We start from the raw sequence: 19,593 nt of genomic DNA on the forward strand, positions 1-19,593 counted from the left end.
TCTAAAATGTTCTTTCTAAAAAGTATTATACCACTCTAAAAAGAAAAATCAATATCTTGTGGTAAAAATCCTAAAAATTTTAAAAATACACAAGATATTGATTCGATTATTTAATTTTATAGACTTTAAACTCTGAGTAATCAGTCTTTACTTGTTGGTAATTTTCTTTCAAGAGTGTCTCCGCCTCAGACCAGAGAGCCACCTTGTCGTTTACCACAATCACCTTAGGTTGGTTTTCTTTCAAGTCATTGATTAAACTAGTTTTATTCTCTTCTGTACTCGTGTAAAGAAGAGGTGATAGGAACATGGATCCAGCCAAACGCTGGCTTTCTTTATACATTTGAACATATGAATCCCAAATATAGATTTGGTCACCATCACTCGTCTCTTGTTTGACTATGTCTACTAATTGATGTTGTTCTCTATAAGAAGCTGGATGCAAGACAAAACGAGCTACAAAAGGAATTGCAATCAGATAAACCACCACTAGGATCGGTAAGTAGAGATTCCCTTTCATGAATTTTTTCCATAGAGTAGGAACTTCCTCTCTTCTCCGACGACGAGCTCCTCTAGCTGAATGTTTCCCACGAATACTGGTCATCAAAAGAAGGAGTAAAAATGGAAGGATTAGAATCAAACGCGAACCGTGAAGAGGTTCTTGAGAAAAAAGCAACAAGGCTAATACAAATAAGAAAGTAAAACTAGCTGGTACTGAAATAACATATAATCTTGATGCCTTTGATTGGAACAATCCTAGAAAAACAAGGAAGAGAGCTCCTAAACCAAAGGTCAACAAACCATAGAATACAACATTATCCATTAGTTGAGGATTCAAGACCTGAAGGGAATCAATCGGATATAAAAGACTCCCTAGAGCCTCTCCAAAACCACCTGAAGCAAGAACATAATATCCTACTGGGTAAAAGATGAGAGAAAAGCCAAGTGCTGCTGCAAAAAACTGATAAACTCCATGAGCAAGGCGGCCATGCCCAACATTAAAGACAAATAAACCAATCGTTACTACTGCAATAAAGAAAAGACTTGTAAGAGGCTCTATGAAAAATGATAGGGCCAAGAAAATCCCCAGACGTAGAAATCCCTTGTCATGGTTAGGATTTGATAGATAAGCTGCTATGAACGAAAATCCTGCAAACAGAAATGGCAAAGCTAAAATCGTAGCATATCCTCCTCCAAAACCGAGACCGGATACCAAAATATAAAATATGGTTAAGAGTTGCTTGGCTTGCTCCCTTTGTCCCGTCAGATAGTCAGTTGAAGAAAAGAGGAAATAACCTCCTCCTAAGAGGGCTAGCCATTCTACCAAGGCAAAAAGAATGCCTCCTTGGGTGATGTAAAGTAGCAAGTAATAAATAAGACCGTGACTAGCATAATAGCTACTGTAGAGCTGTCCTCCCTGATGCCAAGCCCACCCTATATACAAATCCTGCGCCTGAGAGGGACTTACCATATCTAAAAGTAAAGGTATCACCACAGAAAAAAACGTTGCAATCGTACTTCCAATGATGAGTCTGAAAAACGGGAAAGCTACCTGTTCTTCTTTTTCTACATGAGATTCAAGGTTCCTATCCAATCTATTTTCAATGTCATTACTCTGTATCGTTTCGGATACTTCTTCGATTCTGCCATATACAGCCATGTCGTTTCTCCTATTCAATTTATCTGTCTTAGTATATCAAAAAGACCTAAAATTGTCAGCTTGCGATGGCTGTTTGAGTGATTTTTTGCATAGTTTCACAAAGGTTTCAATTTCCCGAAATCGGTGTAAATGCGTCTGTTTAAATGACATGATATAATCCAATTCTTTCTGAGTCAGCATCATTCCCCCTCTATCTTTCTATTCGTAAAAGGCAAGAAAAATAGGACTGGGTTGTGTCCTAAGTCCTAGATTTCTTATAAGATTGGGGCAAATAACTGGGCAATTTCCTTAATCAATTTTTGATACCAGCTATTTTTTATCGTATGAGGGAAAATTTCTTGAGATACTGAAAAAATCTCCTCAAAATCTTTTTGAATCTCTGTGATTGATGCCGTTTTATATAGCAAAACTGCATCTTCATAGTGATGAAGCAAACTTCTATAATCTAAATTAATCGTTCCAACTGCAGCAAAGTCCTTGTCCACTAGGATTTGTTTACTGTGGATAAAGCCTGGACTATACTCAAAAATCCTGACTCCTGCTGACAAAAGATCCGGATAGGCTCCTCTTGTTATGAGCTGGATTAATTTTTTATCCGGAATGAAAGGAGTCACGATGCGGACATCAACACCCCTCATGGCTGCATTTTTAATACTCTCTGTTAAATCATAGTCAATAATCAAATAGGGTGTTGTGATATAGACTGAATCAGTAGCCTGATTAATCAAACTTTGATAAACTTTTTTCCCTACTTGAGTACGGAAGATGGGCTTGGGTCCACTACCGTAAGGAATGCAGAGCCCTTGGCCAGAACAAGGCTGATTTTCCAGGTGATACTGGTCAAAATCGCTGATTTCCCCACGATTGATGTACCAAGTCATCAAAAAAAGACGGGTTAGAGCCTTGACACCAGGGCCATCTAAGCGAATCCCACTGTCCTTCCAATAGCCAAAGCGTTCTATATGATTGATGTACTCATCGGCTAAGTTAATGCCTCCTGTATAGGCTACCTGACCATCTATGACAAGGATTTTACGATGGTCCCGATTGTTGTAAGCCACCGTCAAACGAGGAATCACCTTGTTAAACTTATGGGCTTCAATTCCTCGACTACGAAGTTGAATAGTATAGTCTCCAGGCAAAGTCGCCATACAGCCGATATCATCATAGAGCATCTTGACCTCTACACCCTGAGCTGCCTTTTGCTCTAGTATATCTAGTATGCTATTCCACATCAAACCTTCTTCGACAATATAGTACTCTAGAAAGATAAATTTCTCAGCTTTCTTGAGGTCTTCCAACATATGTTGCCACATGCTTTCACCCGAAGAAAAGAATTGTGAATCTGTTCGATCATAGACATCGGCATTGCTATCCATACTTAGCAAAGATTTGATAACTCCGTAAGCCGCCTTATCATCTTCCTTCAATTTCTGGCGGAGAGCTTTACTGTTATCCTCCCGAAAATGCATAGAACCAAGTTTGTCCAACTGCTTGATTTCTTTTTTGGACAATCGCCTTTCACCAAACATCAGATAGAGCAAGGGTCCGATGACAGGAACAAAAGTTACCACTAACCACATTACTTTACTATCAGGTGTCATTGAACGATTGACAATTGCGACAATAGTCGCCATACTCATAAAAATTAAGACAATAACCCATAGAATAGGAGCCATACGCCCTAAGTAAAGAAAGAGACCAAAAACAAGAGAAAGTTCAAGCAGCATAATCGAAAGACTAAAGCCATACTTGGACATTAATAATTGAAATTTTCTATATTTCATATCCCCTCCTTGATATTTTGATACTCAATGAAAAGCAAAGAGCAAACTAGGAAGCTAGCCGCAGGTTGCTCAAAACACTGTTTTGAGGTTGCAGATGGAAGCTGACGTGGTTTGAAGAGATTTTCGAAGAGTATGAATGCTAAAAACAGGTAATTGATACTAGTATAACTCAGGTATTCGGTAGAAGGCAAGTATTTATAATCATTTTTCTGCGTAAAAACAAAAGAGACTGACAAAACCAGTCTCCTTCTAGTCTATTTTGATAAAACAATGCGATCAGACGCTTCTCTATCCATATCGTCGATAATCATCTGATTTCCATTGATTGCATAAATCTTGACATCATCCCCAATAATCATACGTTGATTAGCGGCATCGAAGCTAACCTGCTTGATTTCTTGATCTCCGTCAGTTTCTACCTGTGTCCAGGTGCCCGTTGTACCAGTTACCACTAAAGTGATACGGTCTCCCTCGTCCTGACCGGTATAGGTTCCATCAATATCAGTTGGTTGAGCCTCAGGAGCATTTTGTGAAGAACTTGTTGCTGCCTGGCTGCTATTTTCTGTAGAAGATGAAGCAGCAGATTGTGATTGCTGAGTTTGTTGTGTTTGCGAGTGAGTTGCTGGTTGTTGAACTTGTTGTGCTCTTTGTGAACAAGCTACTAAAAGACTAAGACTTGCTAGAGAAGCAAGAGAAAGTGTGAATCTTTTTAATTTCATGATAAATTTCCTTTCTGCTACCAATTTACAGAATTTTTTCCCTCTAACTAGTAGTTTCCCTAGTATAACAAGTTCAAAAAAGGAGGTCAATTCATCTGCTCATGGGTCAGCAAGTAGCCCCGTACTTCTGAGATAAAATAGAGAGACCCTGTAACGAACAACAAATCCTGGGCACCTGCTCTTGCTTCAAAATTGCTAATAAATTCTCGGTAAGAAGGAACTATATCGTAACCTGTTACATCTGTTTCATCCAAAGAACCTTGATAGTCAAAGCCGGTCACCTTGAGTTCCACCTGAGACAATTTTTCAGTCAGATAAGCCAACATCCCTTGATAATCCTTCCGTTTCAAGGCTCCAAATAGGATTTGAGGACGATAACCTTCCTGCTCTTTTTCTTTAATAAACTCAACCAAGCGAGCCAAGGCAGGAAGGTTATGAGCACCGTCCAAGTAAATCTGAGGACGAATACGCTCCAAACGCCCAGCCCAATGGGTCTTCTCCAAAGCCTGTCTTACAACCTGTTCATCAACAGCTTCCTTTCCTTCTCTCATAAAGAGAAGAAACGTTTGTAGCGCCAAGGCCGCATTTTCCTGCTGATAAGCTCCTTCTAAACCTATTTTCAACTGTGAAAGGTTAGCCAAAGAGCTTAAAAAATTCCCATTCAGCATTGAAAAATCCCGACCTGCCTGATAAAGGTCAACAGCTAAAGAGTCTGCTTTTTTCTGACAAACAAGCCTAGCTTCTGAAGGCAACTTCGCAATCACTGCCTTTTTACCAGCCTTAAAAATACCAGCTTTCTGCTCTGCAATTGCTGCTATACTGTCACCCAGAGTCTCCTGATGGTCAAGTCCGATAGAGGTGATGACAGCAATCTCTCCAGTTACCACATTAGTCGTGTCAAGTAAGCCGCCAATTCCCACTTCTAATAAAACCAAATCCACCTCTTGCTCTCTAAAATAAAGAAAAGCAATCAAGGTCAGCAATTCAAAAAAGGACAACTGATCATGGGTTTGCAGAAGCGTTTTCTCCATCTCCTTGACCTGATTAGCCAAACGGATGAAGTCTGCATCAGCTATAGGTTGTCCATTAATGCAGATTCGGTCATTGATAGAGACGATATGAGGGGAGGTAAAAGTCGCAACTTTTTTGCCATGCTCCATAAATAACTCCCTCATAAAAGCAATGGTAGATCCTTTTCCATTAGTCCCGGTTACATGGATAATAGGATAAGACTTCTCGGGATTCCCCAACAAATCCACCGCTTGTTGCATTCGGCCCAAACCTGATCGAAAATTCAAACCAATCCGACTATGGAGCCATTCTTCTACTTCAAACATATACATCTCCTTAATTACAGGTTCAATCAACTGCCTCAATAAAGTCTCCTAACTAACAAAAACGAGGCCAGGATTTTCGTCCCGACCTCTTACCTGGTTAGCTAATCACTAGCTACTATGAATATTAACTTGGGGTAAAAATATCCCCCGAACTTACTGACGGTTTTTATTTTTTAGCGTCAGGCTAAAAACGTCCACCGGACGTTCCAACTCTTCCCAATTTCTGGGAGTTGGGCTGATACAGTCTCCCAGACTTACTTACGGTCTTTATTTTTAGCGTAAGGGTAAAAATGTTCACTGAACATTTTTACTCCTCCATAAAGCTGTTGAAGACTTCTTCAATCATGTTCCATTCGTCTTCTGAGTCTTCTGGGATTGGTTGCAATTCGCCTTCTGTTCCATCTTCGTTTTCGATGAATGAGTATGCTTGGATTTCAACTTGTCCGTCTTCGTCTTCTTCTGCGTTAACTGGTACTAGAAGAACATAGTTTTTACCAAATTCTTCTTTTCCGTCAATGGTCAAAAGGATTTCAAACAAGGTTTCATTTCCTTGCTCATCTACTAGTGTAATTAATTCACGTTCTTCGTGGTCGTGGTTATGATCGTGTGACATAGCCTCTCCTTTGTATTAAAATTTTCTATCTAAATAATTTTGTAAAATCAGCTGAGCTGCTAATTTATCAATGACTTTCTTGCGCTTGTTACGGCTAATATCTGCTTGTTCAATCAACATACGCTCTGCGGCAACTGTTGTCAAGCGTTCATCTTGATAGTCTACTGGTAAACCAAAAAGCTCTTCCAGCTTTGCTCCGTAGGCTTGACTAGCTTCCACGCGCGGTCCGCTTGTATTGTTCATGTTTTTAGGCAAGCCCACTACAAATCGTTCCACCTTGTAAGTATCAACCAACTCCTTAACGCGGTCAAAACCAAATTGACCTTGCTCCTCATTGATTTGGATGATTTCAAGTCCTTGAGCTGTAAAACCAAGCGGATCGCTAATCGCCACCCCTACCGTTTTTGAACCGACGTCCAATCCCATAATTCTCATAGGTTATAGATCGACTCCTTGTCCTTTAAGGTAGTAGCGGACTAATTCCTCAACGATTTCATCACGCTCATACTTACGGATTTGATTTCGTGCATTATTATAACGAGGAACGTAGGCAGGGTCTCCACTCAATACGTAACCTACGATTTGGTTGATTGGGTTGTAGCCCTTATCGTTCAACGAAGCATAAACATCAGTCAGAGTTTCGCTAATTTCTTTTTTATTGGAATCGTCCAATTTAAAACGTACTGTTTCTTCAGTAAATCCCATTCTAACACCCTCTTTCCTTAGAATAGTACCATTATAGCATAATTCCTTACGTTCTACAATTCAGGCAGTCTATTTATTTGGATTTTCTACTGTTCTGTCGCACCATTTGCCAATCTGTCTGCTACATATTGACTCGGTTCATTTTTCAAAAGATTTTCCAAGCCAATATTCTTTAAATATTCAACCTGTGAAGCTTTTTTGATATCTAAAACCTGAAAATCATAAGTAGTTGTTGTTTGAATTTCTGTTGCACTCAATAGTTTAGTTTCAAGCTTAAATCCTGCTAATTTACGAGCTTCTATGATGGCCTCATCCTTCTCTTCCGCCTCGAGAAGAGCTTTTTGAGTTTCTTCCACTCCATGTTGGTCGATATAAGTCTTCAACTCATCAGAAACTGGACGTTTTTGTTGAATCGTGAAGCTTAAAAAAGTCTTATCTTTATAAGTAATGATTTGGGTTTGTTGGCTACCATCATCTGACTTGGGCAAAACCAAAGTCTTGGTTACAACTGTATTCTTCTCAGCATTTTCAATAACTGGCAATGCCGACTGAAGCGTATCCTTTTCTGTTTTTGTAGCTGGTCCAGTTTCTTTTTTCTGTCCGCAACCAACCAGGACAAAAAGGAAAGCTAGACTAACAAGAACTATTTTTTTCATTTCTTTCTTCTTTCTTTCTGAGATTAAAATAGAATAAGACTGGGAATTGCTCCCAGCCTTGATGTTTATAGAGCTGCACGCAAACGTGCTTCTGCATTTTCTACATTACGGACAGAGCGTGGTAGGAAGGCACGAATATCGTCTTCCTTGTAGCCAACTTGCAGGCGTTTTTCATCCACAAGGATTGGGCTCTTTAAAATTCTCGGCGTTTCCATAATCAGATTGAGGACTTCGTTGACACTCAAATCTTCGATATCCACTCCAAGGGCTTTGGCATAGCGATTTTTAGACGAAACGATGCTAGCTATTCCATTATCTGTTTTTGTCAGAATATCCAGTAATTCTTCTCTCGTAATTCCTTCTTTACCAAGGTTTTGTTCTTTATAACTTAACTGGTGGGCATTGAGCCAGGTTTTTGCTTTTTTACAGCTAGTACAACTTGAGACTGTATAAATTTTAATCATGTACCTACCCCTTTCGCTACATGTTACTATCAGTTTAGTCTATTATACCATAAAAAACATCCGACTTGCGACCTATTTTTAAATTTTTTTGACTTTTTTCGTCATTTTCGTACTTTTTTCTTGACAAAATGAAATTTACAGCCATTCTTTATATTTCTTGATATAGATTTTTTTCACAATTGTCACGCTAATCATATACAAAATAATGATGAAAAGTAAAAAGATGAAATAAATCGGTTTTAAAGGAGTTAGATGTAGAAGGCTAGCTAGTGGACTGTAGGGAAGGAAGCTCACAAAGGCTGCAGCCAATAAGGTTGTCACAAGGACTAGCCAAGCTGGACGACTTTGTAAAAAGGGAATTTTGGCTGAACGCAACATATGAATAACCATGGTCTGTGACCACATGGACTCGATAAACCAACCTGTCTGAAACAAGACAATAAATCCTACGGCAGACTCTGCCCCATGAACATAGGCATGACCTGTCGTCATGGGTACAATGATAAAATAGAGCAAAATAAAGGTCAAAATATCAAAGGCAGAAGAGATAGGTCCCATCCAAACCATGAAACGTGTGATGGACTTGGCTTCCCAGGTATGCGGATTTCTCAAAAAATCTTTGTCTACCTTGTCAAAAGGCAAGGCAATACAAGACAAATCATAGACTAGATTTAAGATAATCAAATGGACTGGTGCCATTGGTAAAAAGGGTAAAAAGATTCCAGAGACCAACAGGGATAAGATATTTCCAAAGTTAGAACTCACTGTCATCTTGATATATTTGGTCATATTTGCATAGACCTTACGACCTTCAACAAGTCCTTTTTCAAGCACCATGAGATCCTTATCAAGTAGGATAACATCAGCTGTTTCTTTGGCAATATCTACTGCTGTATCAACAGAAATCCCCACATCTGCAACTTTCATAGAAGGAGCATCATTGATCCCATCTCCCATATAGCCAACAGCATGACCATTAGCCTTAAATTGCAAAATAATCCTCGCTTTTTGGTCAGGTGAAAGTTTGGCGAAGACGGTTACCTCCTCTACGGCTTGGGCCAATTCTTGATCACTCATCTGATCAATTTCAGACCCCAACAGCATCTGATTGATATCCAAACCAACCTTTTCACAGACTGCTTGGGTAACTTTTTCGTTGTCTCCCGTCAAAATCTTTGTTTGAACCCCATGTTCTAACAGTGCCTTAATTGCTGGTGCTGCAGATGGTTTAGGAGGATCTAGGAAGGCTAAATAACCAGTTAGAATCATATCCCCTTCATCATCAACTGTATAGGCATGGCCTTCCCTCAAACCCGACTTATAGGCCACTCCCAAGACACGCAAACCTTGTTGATTTAGCTGTCTGACTTCTGCTAAGATTTCTTCTCTAATAGCATCTGTCAAGGGAGTAATCATTCCATGGTATTCCGCATGACTGGAAATCGTCAACATTTCCTCAAGTGCTCCCTTAGTTACCAAACTAACCGTTTCGTGTTCATCCTTAACGATAACACTCATCCGTCTACGTTCAAAATCAAAAGGAAGCTCATCTATTTTTTGAAAAGTTTGAGCCAGATTTTGCAAGAGGGCGTGTTCTTTGGCTTCCTTTTCAGTCCGTTTGATGATGGCTCTGTCCATCAAATTTTTCAAGCCCGTTTGAAAATAAGAATTGAGATAAGCTCGTCTCAAGACGGTCAAATCCAAGCGTCCGTGGATATCCAAGGGATATTCAAGGACAATTTCGTCTTGGGTTAGAGTTCCTGTCTTATCTGTACACAAAATATCAATCGCCCCTAAGTCCTGTATGGCATTGAGTTTCTTGATAACCACTTTTTCCTTGGCCATAATGATGGAGCCTTTTGCTAGACTGGCCGTGATAATCATAGGAAGCATCTCAGGTGTCAATCCAACACCAACACTCAAAGCAAATACGCCAGCTTCCAACCAGTCGCCATCTGTTAAACCATTGGACAAGAAAACGATGGGCACCATGACCAGCATCAAACGAATCAAGAGCCACGAAATACTATTCATTTCTCGCTCAAACGAAGTAGGCTCGTCATAGGTGTTCAAAGTCTGCTCAATGGCCCCCATCATGGTAGCATCACCAACCGCCAAAACCACGGCCTTAGCACTACCAGACAAGACATTGGTTCCCATAAAGGCGAGCGCTTCTGCTTCCAGCAGACTATCAGATTGTTGAACTGTTGCCTTGGTCAAGGCCAATTTTTCAACCGATTCACTTTCACCTGTCAAGCCCGACTGTTGTACAAAGAAATCGCGCGACTCAAATAAAAGAAGATCTGCTGGAATCATGTCTCCAGCGCTTAATTTAACCACGTCACCTACTACCAAATCATCGATAGGTACTTCTTGAACTTCTCCTTGACGAATGACAGTCGCTGTGTTGACAATCATTTTTGAAAGATTGGTGGCTGCCTTATCACTGCGGAGTTCTTGGACAAAGCGTATGCCACCAGAAATGAGAACTAGGACAACGATGATAATAGAAGTCGTCGGATCCTCTTGACCTGGTTTTGCCAACCAGACATTAGTCACCAAGGAAATCACGGCGATGACCAGTAAGATGATCGTAAAAGGATTGATAATGGATTCGTAAATCTTTTTGAGGATACTGTCTTCTTGACCCTTTGTAATGGTATTTTCGCCATATAGGTCACGATTTTTCTCCACCTGCTCCTCAGTCAATCCTGTTAGACTTGTCTTATAAAAAGATAGAGTTTCGTTTAAAGATGTATGAATAGCTGTTGCTAATCTTTCTTTTGTAGTTTTCATTGGTTTCTCCTATCTGTATGAATGATGTGTTTCATACACAGAGACCAATCACTTTATAAGGGCAGAATGACACAAATCAGCGATTGGCTGTGTATGTGCGGTTCCGGATGATCGTCAATTTGCATCGTCTATCTCCTTTCTTTGATTTAAACAGTAGAAAATCCCACCATAAAATGGCAGGATTAAAAAACTAATTATCTGTTTTTCGTTCAAGCTTTAACTCCATAGGGCAATGTAATGAGCTTAGTCTTGGCCTTCGCGACCAGGACTGTTGACCAACGAGTAGTGTCTCCACTGCTTTGCGGTAGTCATCCGTATCCCTATGGTAGCCTCACCTACCGTTTTCGTTTTTCAGTATAAACCTTTAAAATTTAAAAGTCAATCATTTGAGTTGTTTAACTCTTAGATAACTATCAACTCTTTTGGAGCAAGGGTCAATAATTCACAACCTGACTCTGTAATCAGGATATCATCCTCGATACGAACGCCATATTTGCCTTCGATATAGATACCTGGCTCATCTGTCAAGGCCATACCTGCCTTAATAGTTTCTGTAGAAGTCTGGCTAAAGTATGGTTCCTCATGAATATCCAGTCCAATACCGTGTCCGATACCGTGAGTAAAGTAGTCGCCATAACCTGCCTCAATGATAATATCACGAGGAATTTTGTCAAAGTCTCGGAAACTTAATCCTGCCTTAGCCTGGTCAATCAAGGCTTGGTTGGCTTTGAGAACCGTATTGTAAATCTCCGCCTGCTCATCGCTGACATGCCCTAGATAGATAGTCCGTGTCATATCACTGACATAGTGGTCATAAAGGCAACCAAAGTCCATTGTAATGGCTTCTCCTAGCTCAACTGGTTTAGGCATAGGATGGGCATGGGGTTTAGAAGAATTGATACCGCTAGCTAGAATGGTGTCAAAAGACAAGCCAGATGCTCCCAACTCACGCATGCGGAAGTCAAGGAAGTTGGCAATCTCAATCTCAGTCTTTCCTGGTTTAATAAAATCAAGCGCATCGCGGAAAGCTTGGTCTGAGATAGAACAAGCCTTGCGAATAGCTGCAATCTCCGCCTCATCCTTAATCATTCGAAGACCTTCGACAAACTGAGTTTGTGGAAGCAAGTCAATTCCTTCAAAGGTTGCCTGCATACGGTGATAATAAGACACTGAAATCTCGTCCTCAAAACCGATTCGAGACAAGCCCATGTCCTTAACAATTCCTGCAATGACAGCCAATTCATCACGGTCAGCCACAATCTCAACCCCACTGGTTTCTTGCTTAGCTGCGATAATATAGCGAGAGTCCGTCACCAAGACCTGACGATCACGGCTGATAAAGACTGTTCCGTTTGAGCCCCAAAAACCCGTCAAATAATAGACGTTTTTAAGGTTATTGATGATAATGCCATCTAGTTCTTTTTCTTGCATTTTAGCCAGAAATGCTTGTACGCGTTTATTCATGATGTAACTTTCCTTTCAAATAGTGTCCTGTGTAGCTGGTTTCGTTGGCCGCTACTTCTTCTGGAGTTCCTGTCGCGATGATGGTTCCACCACCGACACCGCCCTCAGGTCCCAAGTCAATAATATGGTCTGCTGTCTTGATAACGTCTAGATTGTGCTCGATAACAAGGACTGTATTGCCATCGTCTACAAAGCGAGCTAAAACCTTGAGCAAGCGAGCGATATCCTCGGTATGAAGACCTGTTGTCGGCTCATCCAGAATGTAGAAAGATTTTCCTGTCGATCGTTTGTGGAGTTCACTAGCCAGCTTCATACGCTGGGCTTCTCCCCCAGAAAGGGTTGTAGCTGGTTGTCCTAGCGTTACATATCCCAGTCCCACATCCTTGATGGTCTGAAGTTTGCGTTGAATCTTTGGAATGTGTTGGAAGAATTCTACCGCATCGTTAACGGTCATATCCAAGACTTGTGAGATATTCTTTTCCTTGTAGTGAACTTCTAGGGTTTCACTATTGTAGCGGGTTCCGTGGCAGACTTCACAAGCTACATAAACATCTGGCAAGAAGTGCATCTCAATCTTGATAATCCCGTCACCTGAGCAGGCTTCACAGCGACCACCCTTGACATTGAAACTGAAACGCCCCTTCTTGTAGCCTCGAATCTTGGCTTCATTAGTCTGAGCAAAGAGGTCACGTATATCGTCAAAAACTCCCGTATAGGTAGCAGGGTTAGACCTTGGCGTTCGTCCTATAGGACTCTGGTCAATGTCAATCAAACGATCAACATGCTCAATCCCTGTAATAGTCTTAAATTTACCAGGTTTGTCTGAATTACGGTTGAGCTTCTGGGCAATAGCTTTTTTGAGGATGCTGTTGATTAAGGTTGATTTCCCTGAGCCCGACACACCTGTCACTGCGATAAATTTTCCTAGTGGGAAGCGAGCAGTAACATTTTGCAAATTGTTCTCACACGCTCCTATCACTTCGATAAAACGACCATTTCCGACACGTCGCTCTTCTGGCACTGGAATGGCACGTTTGCCTGACAAGTACTGGCCTGTGATAGACTTGCTGTTGCGAGCCACCTGTTTAGGCGTACCTGCCGCAACAATTTCCCCACCAAAAACACCTGCACCGGGACCAACGTCAATCAGATAATCCGCCTCACGCATGGTATCTTCATCGTGTTCCACCACGATAAGAGTATTGCCCAAGTCACGCATCTTTTTGAGACTGGCAATCAGGCGGTCATTGTCCCTCTGGTGGAGACCGATTGACGGCTCATCCAGGATATAAAGGACACCTGATAAGTTGGAGCCAATCTGGGTTGCCAAACGAATACGCTGGCTCTCCCCACCTGAAAGGGTTCCTGCTGAACGAGACAGGGTCAGATAGTTAAGACCCACGTTATTAAGGAAGGTCAAACGGTCCTTGATTTCCTTGAGAATAGGGCGAGCAATGATGGCTTCATTTTCAGACAAGGTTAACTGGCTTACCAAGTCCAAGTGGTCTGCGATAGACAGGTCTGAAATTTCTCCGATATGTGGCCCTTGCTCACTACCCACACGGACAGACAAGGCCTGGTCATTGAGGCGATAGCCGTGACAGGTTCCGCAGGTCAGCTCATTCATGTAGAGGCGCATCTGGGTGCGAGTGTAGTCGCTGTTTGTCTCGTGATAACGACGCTTGATATTATTGACAACTCCCTCAAAAGGAATATCGATATCGCGCACGCCACCAAATTCATTCTCATAATGGAAATGGAATTCCTTGCCATCTGAGCCGTAGAAAATCAAGTTCTTGTCTTCTTCTGACAAGTCCTCAAAAGTCTTATCCATATCCACTCCAAAAGCTGTCATAGCCTGCTCTAGCATGTTTGGATAGTAGTTAGATGAGATAGGATTCCAAGGAGCCAAGGCTCCCTCACGTAAGGTTTTACTGGCATCTGGTACTACCAAATCAGTATCCACCTCCAGCTTGATTCCCAAGCCGTCACACTCACTACAAGAGCCAAAAGGAGCATTGAAGGAGAAGAGTCGAGGTTCTAACTCTGGGACAGTAAAACCACAAACTGGACAGGCATAATGCTCAGAAAACAACAACTCAGAGTCGTCCATAGTGTCTATAATGACATAACCTTCTGCAATACGAAGGGCAGCCTCAATGGAATCAAAGAGACGACTACGAATACCCTCCTTGATGACAATACGGTCAACCACGACATCAATATTGTGTTGCTTGCTCTTAGACAACTCTGGCACTTCGGTCACATCATATACTTCCCCATCCACACGGACACGGACATAACCGTCTTTCTGAATCTTTTCAATAACGCTCTTGTGCTGTCCTTTTTTCTTGCGGATGACAGGGGCCAAAATCTGCAAGCGCTGGCGTTCAGGCAATTCTAAAACCTTATCCACAATTTGCTCCACAGAAGAAGCCTTGATAGCCCCATGCCCGTTGATACAGTAAGGCGTCCCCACACGCGCGTAGAGGAGACGCAGATAGTCATTGATTTCAGTCGTGGTTCCCACCGTCGAGCGAGGATTTTTGCTAGTCGTTTTCTGATCGATGGAAATAGCTGGGCTGAGGCCATCAATGGCATCTACATCAGGCTTCTCCATATTCCCCAAGAACTGACGAGCATAGGCTGACAAACTCTCCACATAGCGACGTTGTCCCTCCGCATAGAGGGTATCAAAGGCCAGACTGGATTTCCCTGAACCTGACAAACCGGTCACGACAACCAACTTGTCTCGCGGAATCTCCACATCAATATTTTTTAAATTATGGGCACGCGCCCCATGAATGACAATTTTATCTTGCATCTTTGTTCTTTCTAGTCCATTATTGCTTACCATTATACCAAAAAAAGTGAGATTCTATTACCCAAAAGGCCGATTTTGTAGTATAATAGTACGGTGTGAAAAAATCTGAAAAATGAGAAAGGATAAGGGATATGAAACAAGTTTTTCTCTCTACAACAACTGAATTTAAAGAGATCGATACGCTTGAACCGGGTACTTGGATCAATCTCGTCAATCCGACTCAAAATGAATCACTCGAAATCGCTAACGCCTTCGATATCGATATTGCCGACCTTCGAGCACCGCTCGATGCGGAAGAAATGTCTCGTATTACCATTGAAGACGAGTACACCCTGATTATCGTAGACGTGCCAGTCACAGAGGAAAGAAATAACCGCACCTACTACGTCACCATCCCGCTTGGTATTATCATCACTGAGGAAACCATTATCACTACGTGTTTGGAACCATTACCAGTCCTCGATGTCTTTATCAACCGTCGCTTGCGTAATTTCTACACCTTCATGCGTTCACGTTTTATCTTTCAGATTCTCTATCGCAATGCAGAGCTTTACCTAACAGCCCTTCGTTCGATTGACCGTAAGAGTGAACAAATCGAAAGTCAACTGCATCAATCAACTCGTAATGAAGAATTGATTGAGCTCATGGAATTGGAAAAAACTATCGTCTATTTCAAGGCTTCCCTCAAAACAAATGAGCGCGTGATTAAGAAATTGACCAGCTCAACCAGCAATATCAAGAAATACCTTGAGGACGAAGACCTGCTTGAAGATACCCTGATTGAAACCCAACAGGCCATCGAGATGGCAGACATTTATGGAAACGTCTTGCACTCTATGACAGAGACCTTCGCCTCTATCATTTCTAACAACCAGAACAACATCATGAAAACCTTGGCCCTTGTGACCATCGTCATGTCCATCCCAACCATGGTCTTTTCTGCCTACGGGATGAACTTTAAGGATAATGAAATCCCCCTAAACGGCGAGCCAAATGCCTTCTGGTTAATCGTCTTTATCGCCTTTGCTATGAGTGTCTCGCTCACTCTCTATCTCATCCATAAAAAATGGTTCTAAGAGGAGTTCCTATGTCTCAGATTGATCTACAAAAATTAACAAAGAAAAACCAAGAGTTTATCCATATCGCTACCCAACAATTCATCAAAGATGGAAAAACAGACGCTGAAATCAAGGCTATTTTTGAGGAAGTCATTCCCAAAATCCTTGAAGAGCAAGCCAAGGGTACGACTGCTCGTTCCCTCTATGGCGCGCCAACTCATTGGGCTCATAGTTTCACTGTCAAGGAACAATATGAAAAAGAGCATCCAAAAGAAAATGATGATCCAAAACTGATGATTATGGATTCAGCTCTTTTCATCACTAGCCTCTTTGCCCTCGTCAGCGCCCTCACAACCTTCTTCTCAGCAGATCAAGCTATCGGTTACGGTTTGATTACCCTCCTATTAGTTGGACTTGTTGGTGGATTTGCCTTCTACTTGATGTACTACTTTGTTTACCAATACTATGGACCAGATATGGACCGCAGTCAACGTCCACCTTTCTGGAAATCTGTTCTAGTTATCCTAGCTTCTATGTTCCTTTGGTTGCTTGTCTTCTTTGCAACAAGCTTCCTACCAGCTAGCCTTAACCCAGTACTTGCTCCATTGCCACTGGCTATTATCGGAGCAGCCCTCCTAGCCCTTCGCTTCTATCTCAAGAAACACTTGAACATCCGCAGCGCAAGTGCAGGACCAACACGCTATTAAGAAGAATGATAAAAGCAACTGCAGGTGCGGTTGCTTTTTCACTTACTTTCTTGATTTAAAAGCATTCTTCTGACATCCCACATAGCTCTATCTAATCTTTTTGTGATAAAATAGGCTCAATCTATTTCTAGGAGGATAAAATATGATTTCTACTATTGGTATTGTTAGTTTATCTAGTGGCATTATCGGAGAGGACTTTGTCAAACACGAAGTGGACTTGGGTGTCCAACGTCTCAAGGACTTGGGACTCAATCCTATCTTTTTGCCCCATTCGCTAAAAGGCTTAGACTTTATCAAGGACCATCCTGAAGCTCGTGCAGAGGATTTGATTCATGCCTTTTCTGATGATAGCATCGATATGATCCTATGTGCCATCGGTGGAGACGATACCTATCGCTTACTACCTTATCTTTTTGAAAATGACCAACTCCAAAAGGTTATCAAACAAAAGATTTTTCTTGGCTTCTCAGATACAACCATGAACCATCTCATGTTGCATAAACTAGGTGTTAAAACTTTTTATGGTCAATCCTTTTTAGCAGACATTTGTGAATTGGACAAGGAGATGTTGCCCTATAGCTTTCACTACTTTAAAGAATTGATCGAAACGGGGAAAATCTCAGAAATCCGCCCTAGTGACGTTTGGTATGAGGAACGAACTGACTTCAGTCCCAAGGCCCTAGGGACACCTCGTATCTATCATACAAATACTGGTTTTGACTTGTTACAAGGAAATGCCCAATTCGAAGGGGAAATCCTCGGTGGTTGTCTCGAATCTCTCTACGATATCTTTGACAACTCTCGATACGCAGACAGCACGGAGCTCTGCCAAAAATACAAACTTTTCCCTGACTTGTCAGACTGGGAAGGAAAGATCCTCTTGCTAGAGACAAGCGAAGAAAAGCCTGAGCCAGAAGATTTCAAAAAGATGTTGCAGACTTTAAAGGACACTGGCATATTCGAAGTCATCAGTGGACTCTTGGTCGGAAAACCTATGGATGAAACTTTCTATGACGACTATAAAGACGCACTATTGGATATCATTGATAGCAATATCCCGATTGTCTATAATTTGAATGTCGGCCACGCAACTCCAAGAGCCATTGTCCCCTTCGGAGTTCACGCCCATGTAGATGCAAAGGAGCAAATCATTCGCTTTGACTATAACAAAAAATAAATAGTTTCTCTATTTTTGTGCTTTTGTATTGGTTTTCGTTACAATTTGTATCTGAATTTATTGCATTTCGCTAATTTCTATGATATACTTTTGAAGGAGATGTATATGACAAAACAAAAAATTAATCGAATCGTAGGTTCTATTGGTGCCTTTATTGGAATTATAGTATTTATTGCCTACATACCTCAGATTATCGCTAATTTACAGGGAAATAAAGCTCAACCATTTCAACCTTTATCAGCTGCAATATCTTGCTTAATCTGGGTTACTTATGGATGGACAAAGGAACCTAAGAAGGATTGGATACTAATCATTCCAAATTCAGCTGGTGTTATTTTAGGTGGAATCACTTTTCTGACTTCACTCTAACAAATATACTAGTATATATAAAAAGCTGGGAAAAATTTCTCAGCTTTTTTCTATATTCTCAGATATGCTAGTTACCTGTACACACTAACTTCCGCTTTTCCACTCACAACCATTCTCGTGGTTATCAACCAGCCCTGCAGCCTGTAGAAAAGAGAAGACAACGACTGGGCCTGTGAACTTGAAACCTCGTTTTTTGAGATCTTTGGCTAATTTCTCAGACAAAGCGGTTTTAGCTGGGGCTTGGCGATAATCGGGAACATCGTTAACGATGGTTTTCCCCTCAACAAAAGACCAAAGATAGGCATCAAAAGAGCCATATTCTGCCTGCAATCGTAAAAATGCTTGAGCGTTGGCACGCGTAGCAAAGAGCTTGGCACGATTTCGGATGATGGCTGGATTCTCCAGCAAGCCTTCCAGTTCGGTGTCGGTCATCTCTGCGACCGCTTGAATTTGATAGCCATGAAAGGCTTCTCGGAAAGCTTGGCGTTTGTTGAGTACCGTTTCCCAAGACAGGCCTGCCTGATAAGTTTCCATACACAACAACTCAAACAATGCTTGGTCATCATGGAGAGGCTTCCCCCACTCCTCATCATGATAGGCAATGTAGAGCGGATTGGTCATCTTGACCCACGAACAACGTTTTGTCATGCTCTGCTCCTATTTGACCAACATTTTAAGGGCCGACTTGATGTAGTTCTCAGCTGTATCTGTCGTTCCTTCAAAGAATTTCTTGATTTTCTTGAGCTCAGTTGCCTTGTAGCCCAGTGCCAACATGGCTTCCATAGCTTCTTCCAATTCTTGGTTTTCAGCGCTAGCTTGCACTGCGACCTTGGCAGGAAGGTCATCTCCTGCAACTACTACCTTGCCTTCCAAGTCCAGCACCATCTGCTGGGCTGTTTTCTTGCCAATTTTAGGGAACTTGGTCAAGTAGGTGATATTCTTGGTTTCAATGGCTTGAACAAGGCCAGCATTGTCATCAGCAGCGATAATAGCAAGAGCTGACACAGGACCAATCCCAGAGACCGAAATCAGACTGAGAAAGAGCTTTTTCTCGTCTTCTGAGCGAAATCCATAAAGCAGATGAGCATCCTCACGGATGACTTGATGCACATAGATCTGAGCTTCTTGATTCACCTGACCTGAATAAGCATAGGGATTGGCCACATGCAGGATATAACCGATACCATTGGTTTCAAGAACAATGTATTTGGCAGTGATTTTGGTAATGATTCCTTTTAAATATTCGTACATAGTTTTCCT

18 protein-coding genes and 1 riboswitch are annotated in these 19,593 nt (G+C 41.6%); of the genes, 4 read left to right on the forward strand and 14 right to left on the reverse strand.

Annotated elements, in window-relative coordinates:
- Positions 1-106: 106 nt before the first annotated feature.
- From KB197_RS09690 to uvrA, 12 genes are all read right to left on the reverse strand, one after another.
- Entirely contained in the window at positions 107-1,657 is a 1,551-nt protein-coding gene (locus KB197_RS09690) for a damage-inducible protein CinA (protein ID WP_212573986.1), read from the reverse strand.
- A 254-nt stretch (positions 1,658-1,911) separates the two neighbouring features.
- Positions 1,912-3,444: a cardiolipin synthase gene (gene cls, locus KB197_RS09695; protein WP_070528556.1), complete on the reverse strand. Its 1,533-nt coding sequence runs from the start codon at positions 3,442-3,444 to the stop codon at positions 1,912-1,914.
- A gap of 254 nt (positions 3,445-3,698) precedes the next feature.
- Entirely contained in the window at positions 3,699-4,163 is a 465-nt protein-coding gene (locus tag KB197_RS09700) for an SP_0198 family lipoprotein (protein WP_033682416.1), read from the reverse strand.
- Between the two features lie 86 nt (positions 4,164-4,249).
- Complete coding sequence (locus KB197_RS09705) at positions 4,250-5,500, reverse strand: folylpolyglutamate synthase/dihydrofolate synthase family protein (RefSeq protein WP_049500676.1); 1,251 nt, start codon at positions 5,498-5,500, stop codon at positions 4,250-4,252.
- 307 nt (positions 5,501-5,807) lie between these two features.
- Entirely contained in the window at positions 5,808-6,113 is a 306-nt protein-coding gene (locus tag KB197_RS09710; RefSeq protein WP_000017620.1) for a DUF1292 domain-containing protein, read from the reverse strand.
- 15 nt (positions 6,114-6,128) lie between these two features.
- Positions 6,129-6,548 carry a Holliday junction resolvase RuvX gene (gene ruvX, locus KB197_RS09715; protein WP_004239076.1) on the reverse strand — a complete coding sequence of 140 codons (420 nt, stop codon included), beginning with the start codon at positions 6,546-6,548 and terminating at the stop codon, positions 6,129-6,131.
- Positions 6,549-6,551: 3 nt separating this feature from the next.
- Positions 6,552-6,818, reverse strand: coding sequence for an IreB family regulatory phosphoprotein (locus tag KB197_RS09720; protein WP_000507059.1), 267 nt, complete (start codon positions 6,816-6,818; stop codon positions 6,552-6,554).
- Positions 6,819-6,904: 86 nt separating this feature from the next.
- On the reverse strand, positions 6,905-7,474 hold the full coding sequence (locus KB197_RS09725) for an SP0191 family lipoprotein (RefSeq protein WP_212573985.1): 570 nt from the start codon (positions 7,472-7,474) through the stop codon (positions 6,905-6,907).
- A 65-nt stretch (positions 7,475-7,539) separates the two neighbouring features.
- Positions 7,540-7,938: a transcriptional regulator Spx gene (gene spx / locus KB197_RS09730; RefSeq protein WP_000591165.1), complete on the reverse strand. Its 399-nt coding sequence runs from the start codon at positions 7,936-7,938 to the stop codon at positions 7,540-7,542.
- A 135-nt stretch (positions 7,939-8,073) separates the two neighbouring features.
- Positions 8,074-10,734, reverse strand: a complete 2,661-nt coding sequence (gene mgtA / locus KB197_RS09735) for a magnesium-translocating P-type ATPase (protein ID WP_421127654.1) — start codon at positions 10,732-10,734, stop codon at positions 8,074-8,076.
- Between the two features lie 194 nt (positions 10,735-10,928).
- A riboswitch (M-box (ykoK) riboswitch) is annotated at positions 10,929-11,079 on the reverse strand.
- A gap of 57 nt (positions 11,080-11,136) precedes the next feature.
- Positions 11,137-12,198, reverse strand: coding sequence for a M24 family metallopeptidase (locus tag KB197_RS09740; RefSeq protein ID WP_212573750.1), 1,062 nt, complete (start codon positions 12,196-12,198; stop codon positions 11,137-11,139).
- Entirely contained in the window at positions 12,191-15,022 is a 2,832-nt protein-coding gene (uvrA, locus tag KB197_RS09745; RefSeq protein ID WP_212573749.1) for an excinuclease ABC subunit UvrA, read from the reverse strand. Before uvrA ends, KB197_RS09740 begins: the two co-directional genes overlap by 8 nt.
- A 131-nt stretch (positions 15,023-15,153) precedes the next feature.
- Between uvrA and KB197_RS09750 the strand changes: the two genes are divergently transcribed.
- The 4 genes from KB197_RS09750 (at position 15,154) to KB197_RS09765 (ending at position 18,333) form a co-directional block, all read left to right on the forward strand.
- The gene (locus KB197_RS09750) at positions 15,154-16,098 is read left to right on the forward strand and encodes a magnesium transporter CorA family protein (RefSeq protein WP_000815623.1); all 945 of its coding nucleotides are present in this window, start codon (positions 15,154-15,156) and stop codon (positions 16,096-16,098) included.
- A gap of 11 nt (positions 16,099-16,109) precedes the next feature.
- Positions 16,110-16,787 (forward strand): DUF1129 domain-containing protein, encoded by a 678-nt coding sequence (locus KB197_RS09755; RefSeq protein WP_212573748.1) that lies wholly within the window; start codon positions 16,110-16,112, stop codon positions 16,785-16,787.
- Positions 16,788-16,929: 142 nt separating this feature from the next.
- A complete protein-coding gene (locus tag KB197_RS09760; protein WP_212573747.1) occupies positions 16,930-17,964 on the forward strand; it encodes a S66 family peptidase in 1,035 nt (344 codons plus the stop codon).
- A 105-nt stretch (positions 17,965-18,069) separates the two neighbouring features.
- Positions 18,070-18,333 (forward strand): SemiSWEET family transporter, encoded by a 264-nt coding sequence (locus tag KB197_RS09765; RefSeq protein WP_064276762.1) that lies wholly within the window; start codon positions 18,070-18,072, stop codon positions 18,331-18,333.
- Positions 18,334-18,417: 84 nt separating this feature from the next.
- On the opposite strand, the gene KB197_RS09770 is transcribed toward KB197_RS09765, so the two are convergent.
- Both KB197_RS09770 and ruvA read right to left on the reverse strand, forming a co-directional pair.
- On the reverse strand, positions 18,418-18,981 hold the full coding sequence (locus KB197_RS09770; RefSeq protein WP_212573746.1) for a DNA-3-methyladenine glycosylase I: 564 nt from the start codon (positions 18,979-18,981) through the stop codon (positions 18,418-18,420).
- A gap of 9 nt (positions 18,982-18,990) precedes the next feature.
- Positions 18,991-19,584 carry a Holliday junction branch migration protein RuvA gene (gene ruvA / locus KB197_RS09775; protein ID WP_064276764.1) on the reverse strand — a complete coding sequence of 198 codons (594 nt, stop codon included), beginning with the start codon at positions 19,582-19,584 and terminating at the stop codon, positions 18,991-18,993.
- Positions 19,585-19,593: the final 9 nt, after the last annotated feature.

The organism is Streptococcus sp. 11-4097, from assembly GCF_018215285.2.
Lineage (GTDB): Bacteria > Bacillota > Bacilli > Lactobacillales > Streptococcaceae > Streptococcus.

Bases quoted from the DNA above. Each gene is read 5' to 3' on its own strand.
- KB197_RS09705 (WP_049500676.1), bottom strand. From the start codon at position 5,500: ATGTTTGAAGTAGAAGAATGGCTCCATAGTCGGATTGGTTTGAATTTT.
- KB197_RS09690 (WP_212573986.1), bottom strand. From the start codon at position 1,657: ATGGCTGTATATGGCAGAATCGAAGAAGTATCCGAAACGATACAGAGT.
- KB197_RS09740 (WP_212573750.1), bottom strand. From the start codon at position 12,198: ATGAATAAACGCGTACAAGCATTTCTGGCTAAAATGCAAGAAAAAGAA.
- KB197_RS09720 (WP_000507059.1), bottom strand. From the start codon at position 6,818: ATGGGATTTACTGAAGAAACAGTACGTTTTAAATTGGACGATTCCAAT.
- spx (WP_000591165.1), bottom strand. From the start codon at position 7,938: ATGATTAAAATTTATACAGTCTCAAGTTGTACTAGCTGTAAAAAAGCA.
- KB197_RS09765 (WP_064276762.1), top strand. From the start codon at position 18,070: ATGACAAAACAAAAAATTAATCGAATCGTAGGTTCTATTGGTGCCTTT.
- KB197_RS09770 (WP_212573746.1), bottom strand. From the start codon at position 18,981: ATGACAAAACGTTGTTCGTGGGTCAAGATGACCAATCCGCTCTACATT.
- KB197_RS09755 (WP_212573748.1), top strand. From the start codon at position 16,110: ATGTCTCAGATTGATCTACAAAAATTAACAAAGAAAAACCAAGAGTTT.
- cls (WP_070528556.1), bottom strand. From the start codon at position 3,444: ATGAAATATAGAAAATTTCAATTATTAATGTCCAAGTATGGCTTTAGT.
- mgtA (WP_421127654.1), bottom strand. From the start codon at position 10,734: ATGAAAACTACAAAAGAAAGATTAGCAACAGCTATTCATACATCTTTA.
- KB197_RS09760 (WP_212573747.1), top strand. From the start codon at position 16,930: ATGATTTCTACTATTGGTATTGTTAGTTTATCTAGTGGCATTATCGGA.
- KB197_RS09725 (WP_212573985.1), bottom strand. From the start codon at position 7,474: ATGAAAAAAATAGTTCTTGTTAGTCTAGCTTTCCTTTTTGTCCTGGTT.
- KB197_RS09700 (WP_033682416.1), bottom strand. From the start codon at position 4,163: ATGAAATTAAAAAGATTCACACTTTCTCTTGCTTCTCTAGCAAGTCTT.
- uvrA (WP_212573749.1), bottom strand. From the start codon at position 15,022: ATGCAAGATAAAATTGTCATTCATGGGGCGCGTGCCCATAATTTAAAA.
- KB197_RS09710 (WP_000017620.1), bottom strand. From the start codon at position 6,113: ATGTCACACGATCATAACCACGACCACGAAGAACGTGAATTAATTACA.
- ruvA (WP_064276764.1), bottom strand. From the start codon at position 19,584: ATGTACGAATATTTAAAAGGAATCATTACCAAAATCACTGCCAAATAC.
- KB197_RS09750 (WP_000815623.1), top strand. From the start codon at position 15,154: ATGAAACAAGTTTTTCTCTCTACAACAACTGAATTTAAAGAGATCGAT.
- ruvX (WP_004239076.1), bottom strand. From the start codon at position 6,548: ATGAGAATTATGGGATTGGACGTCGGTTCAAAAACGGTAGGGGTGGCG.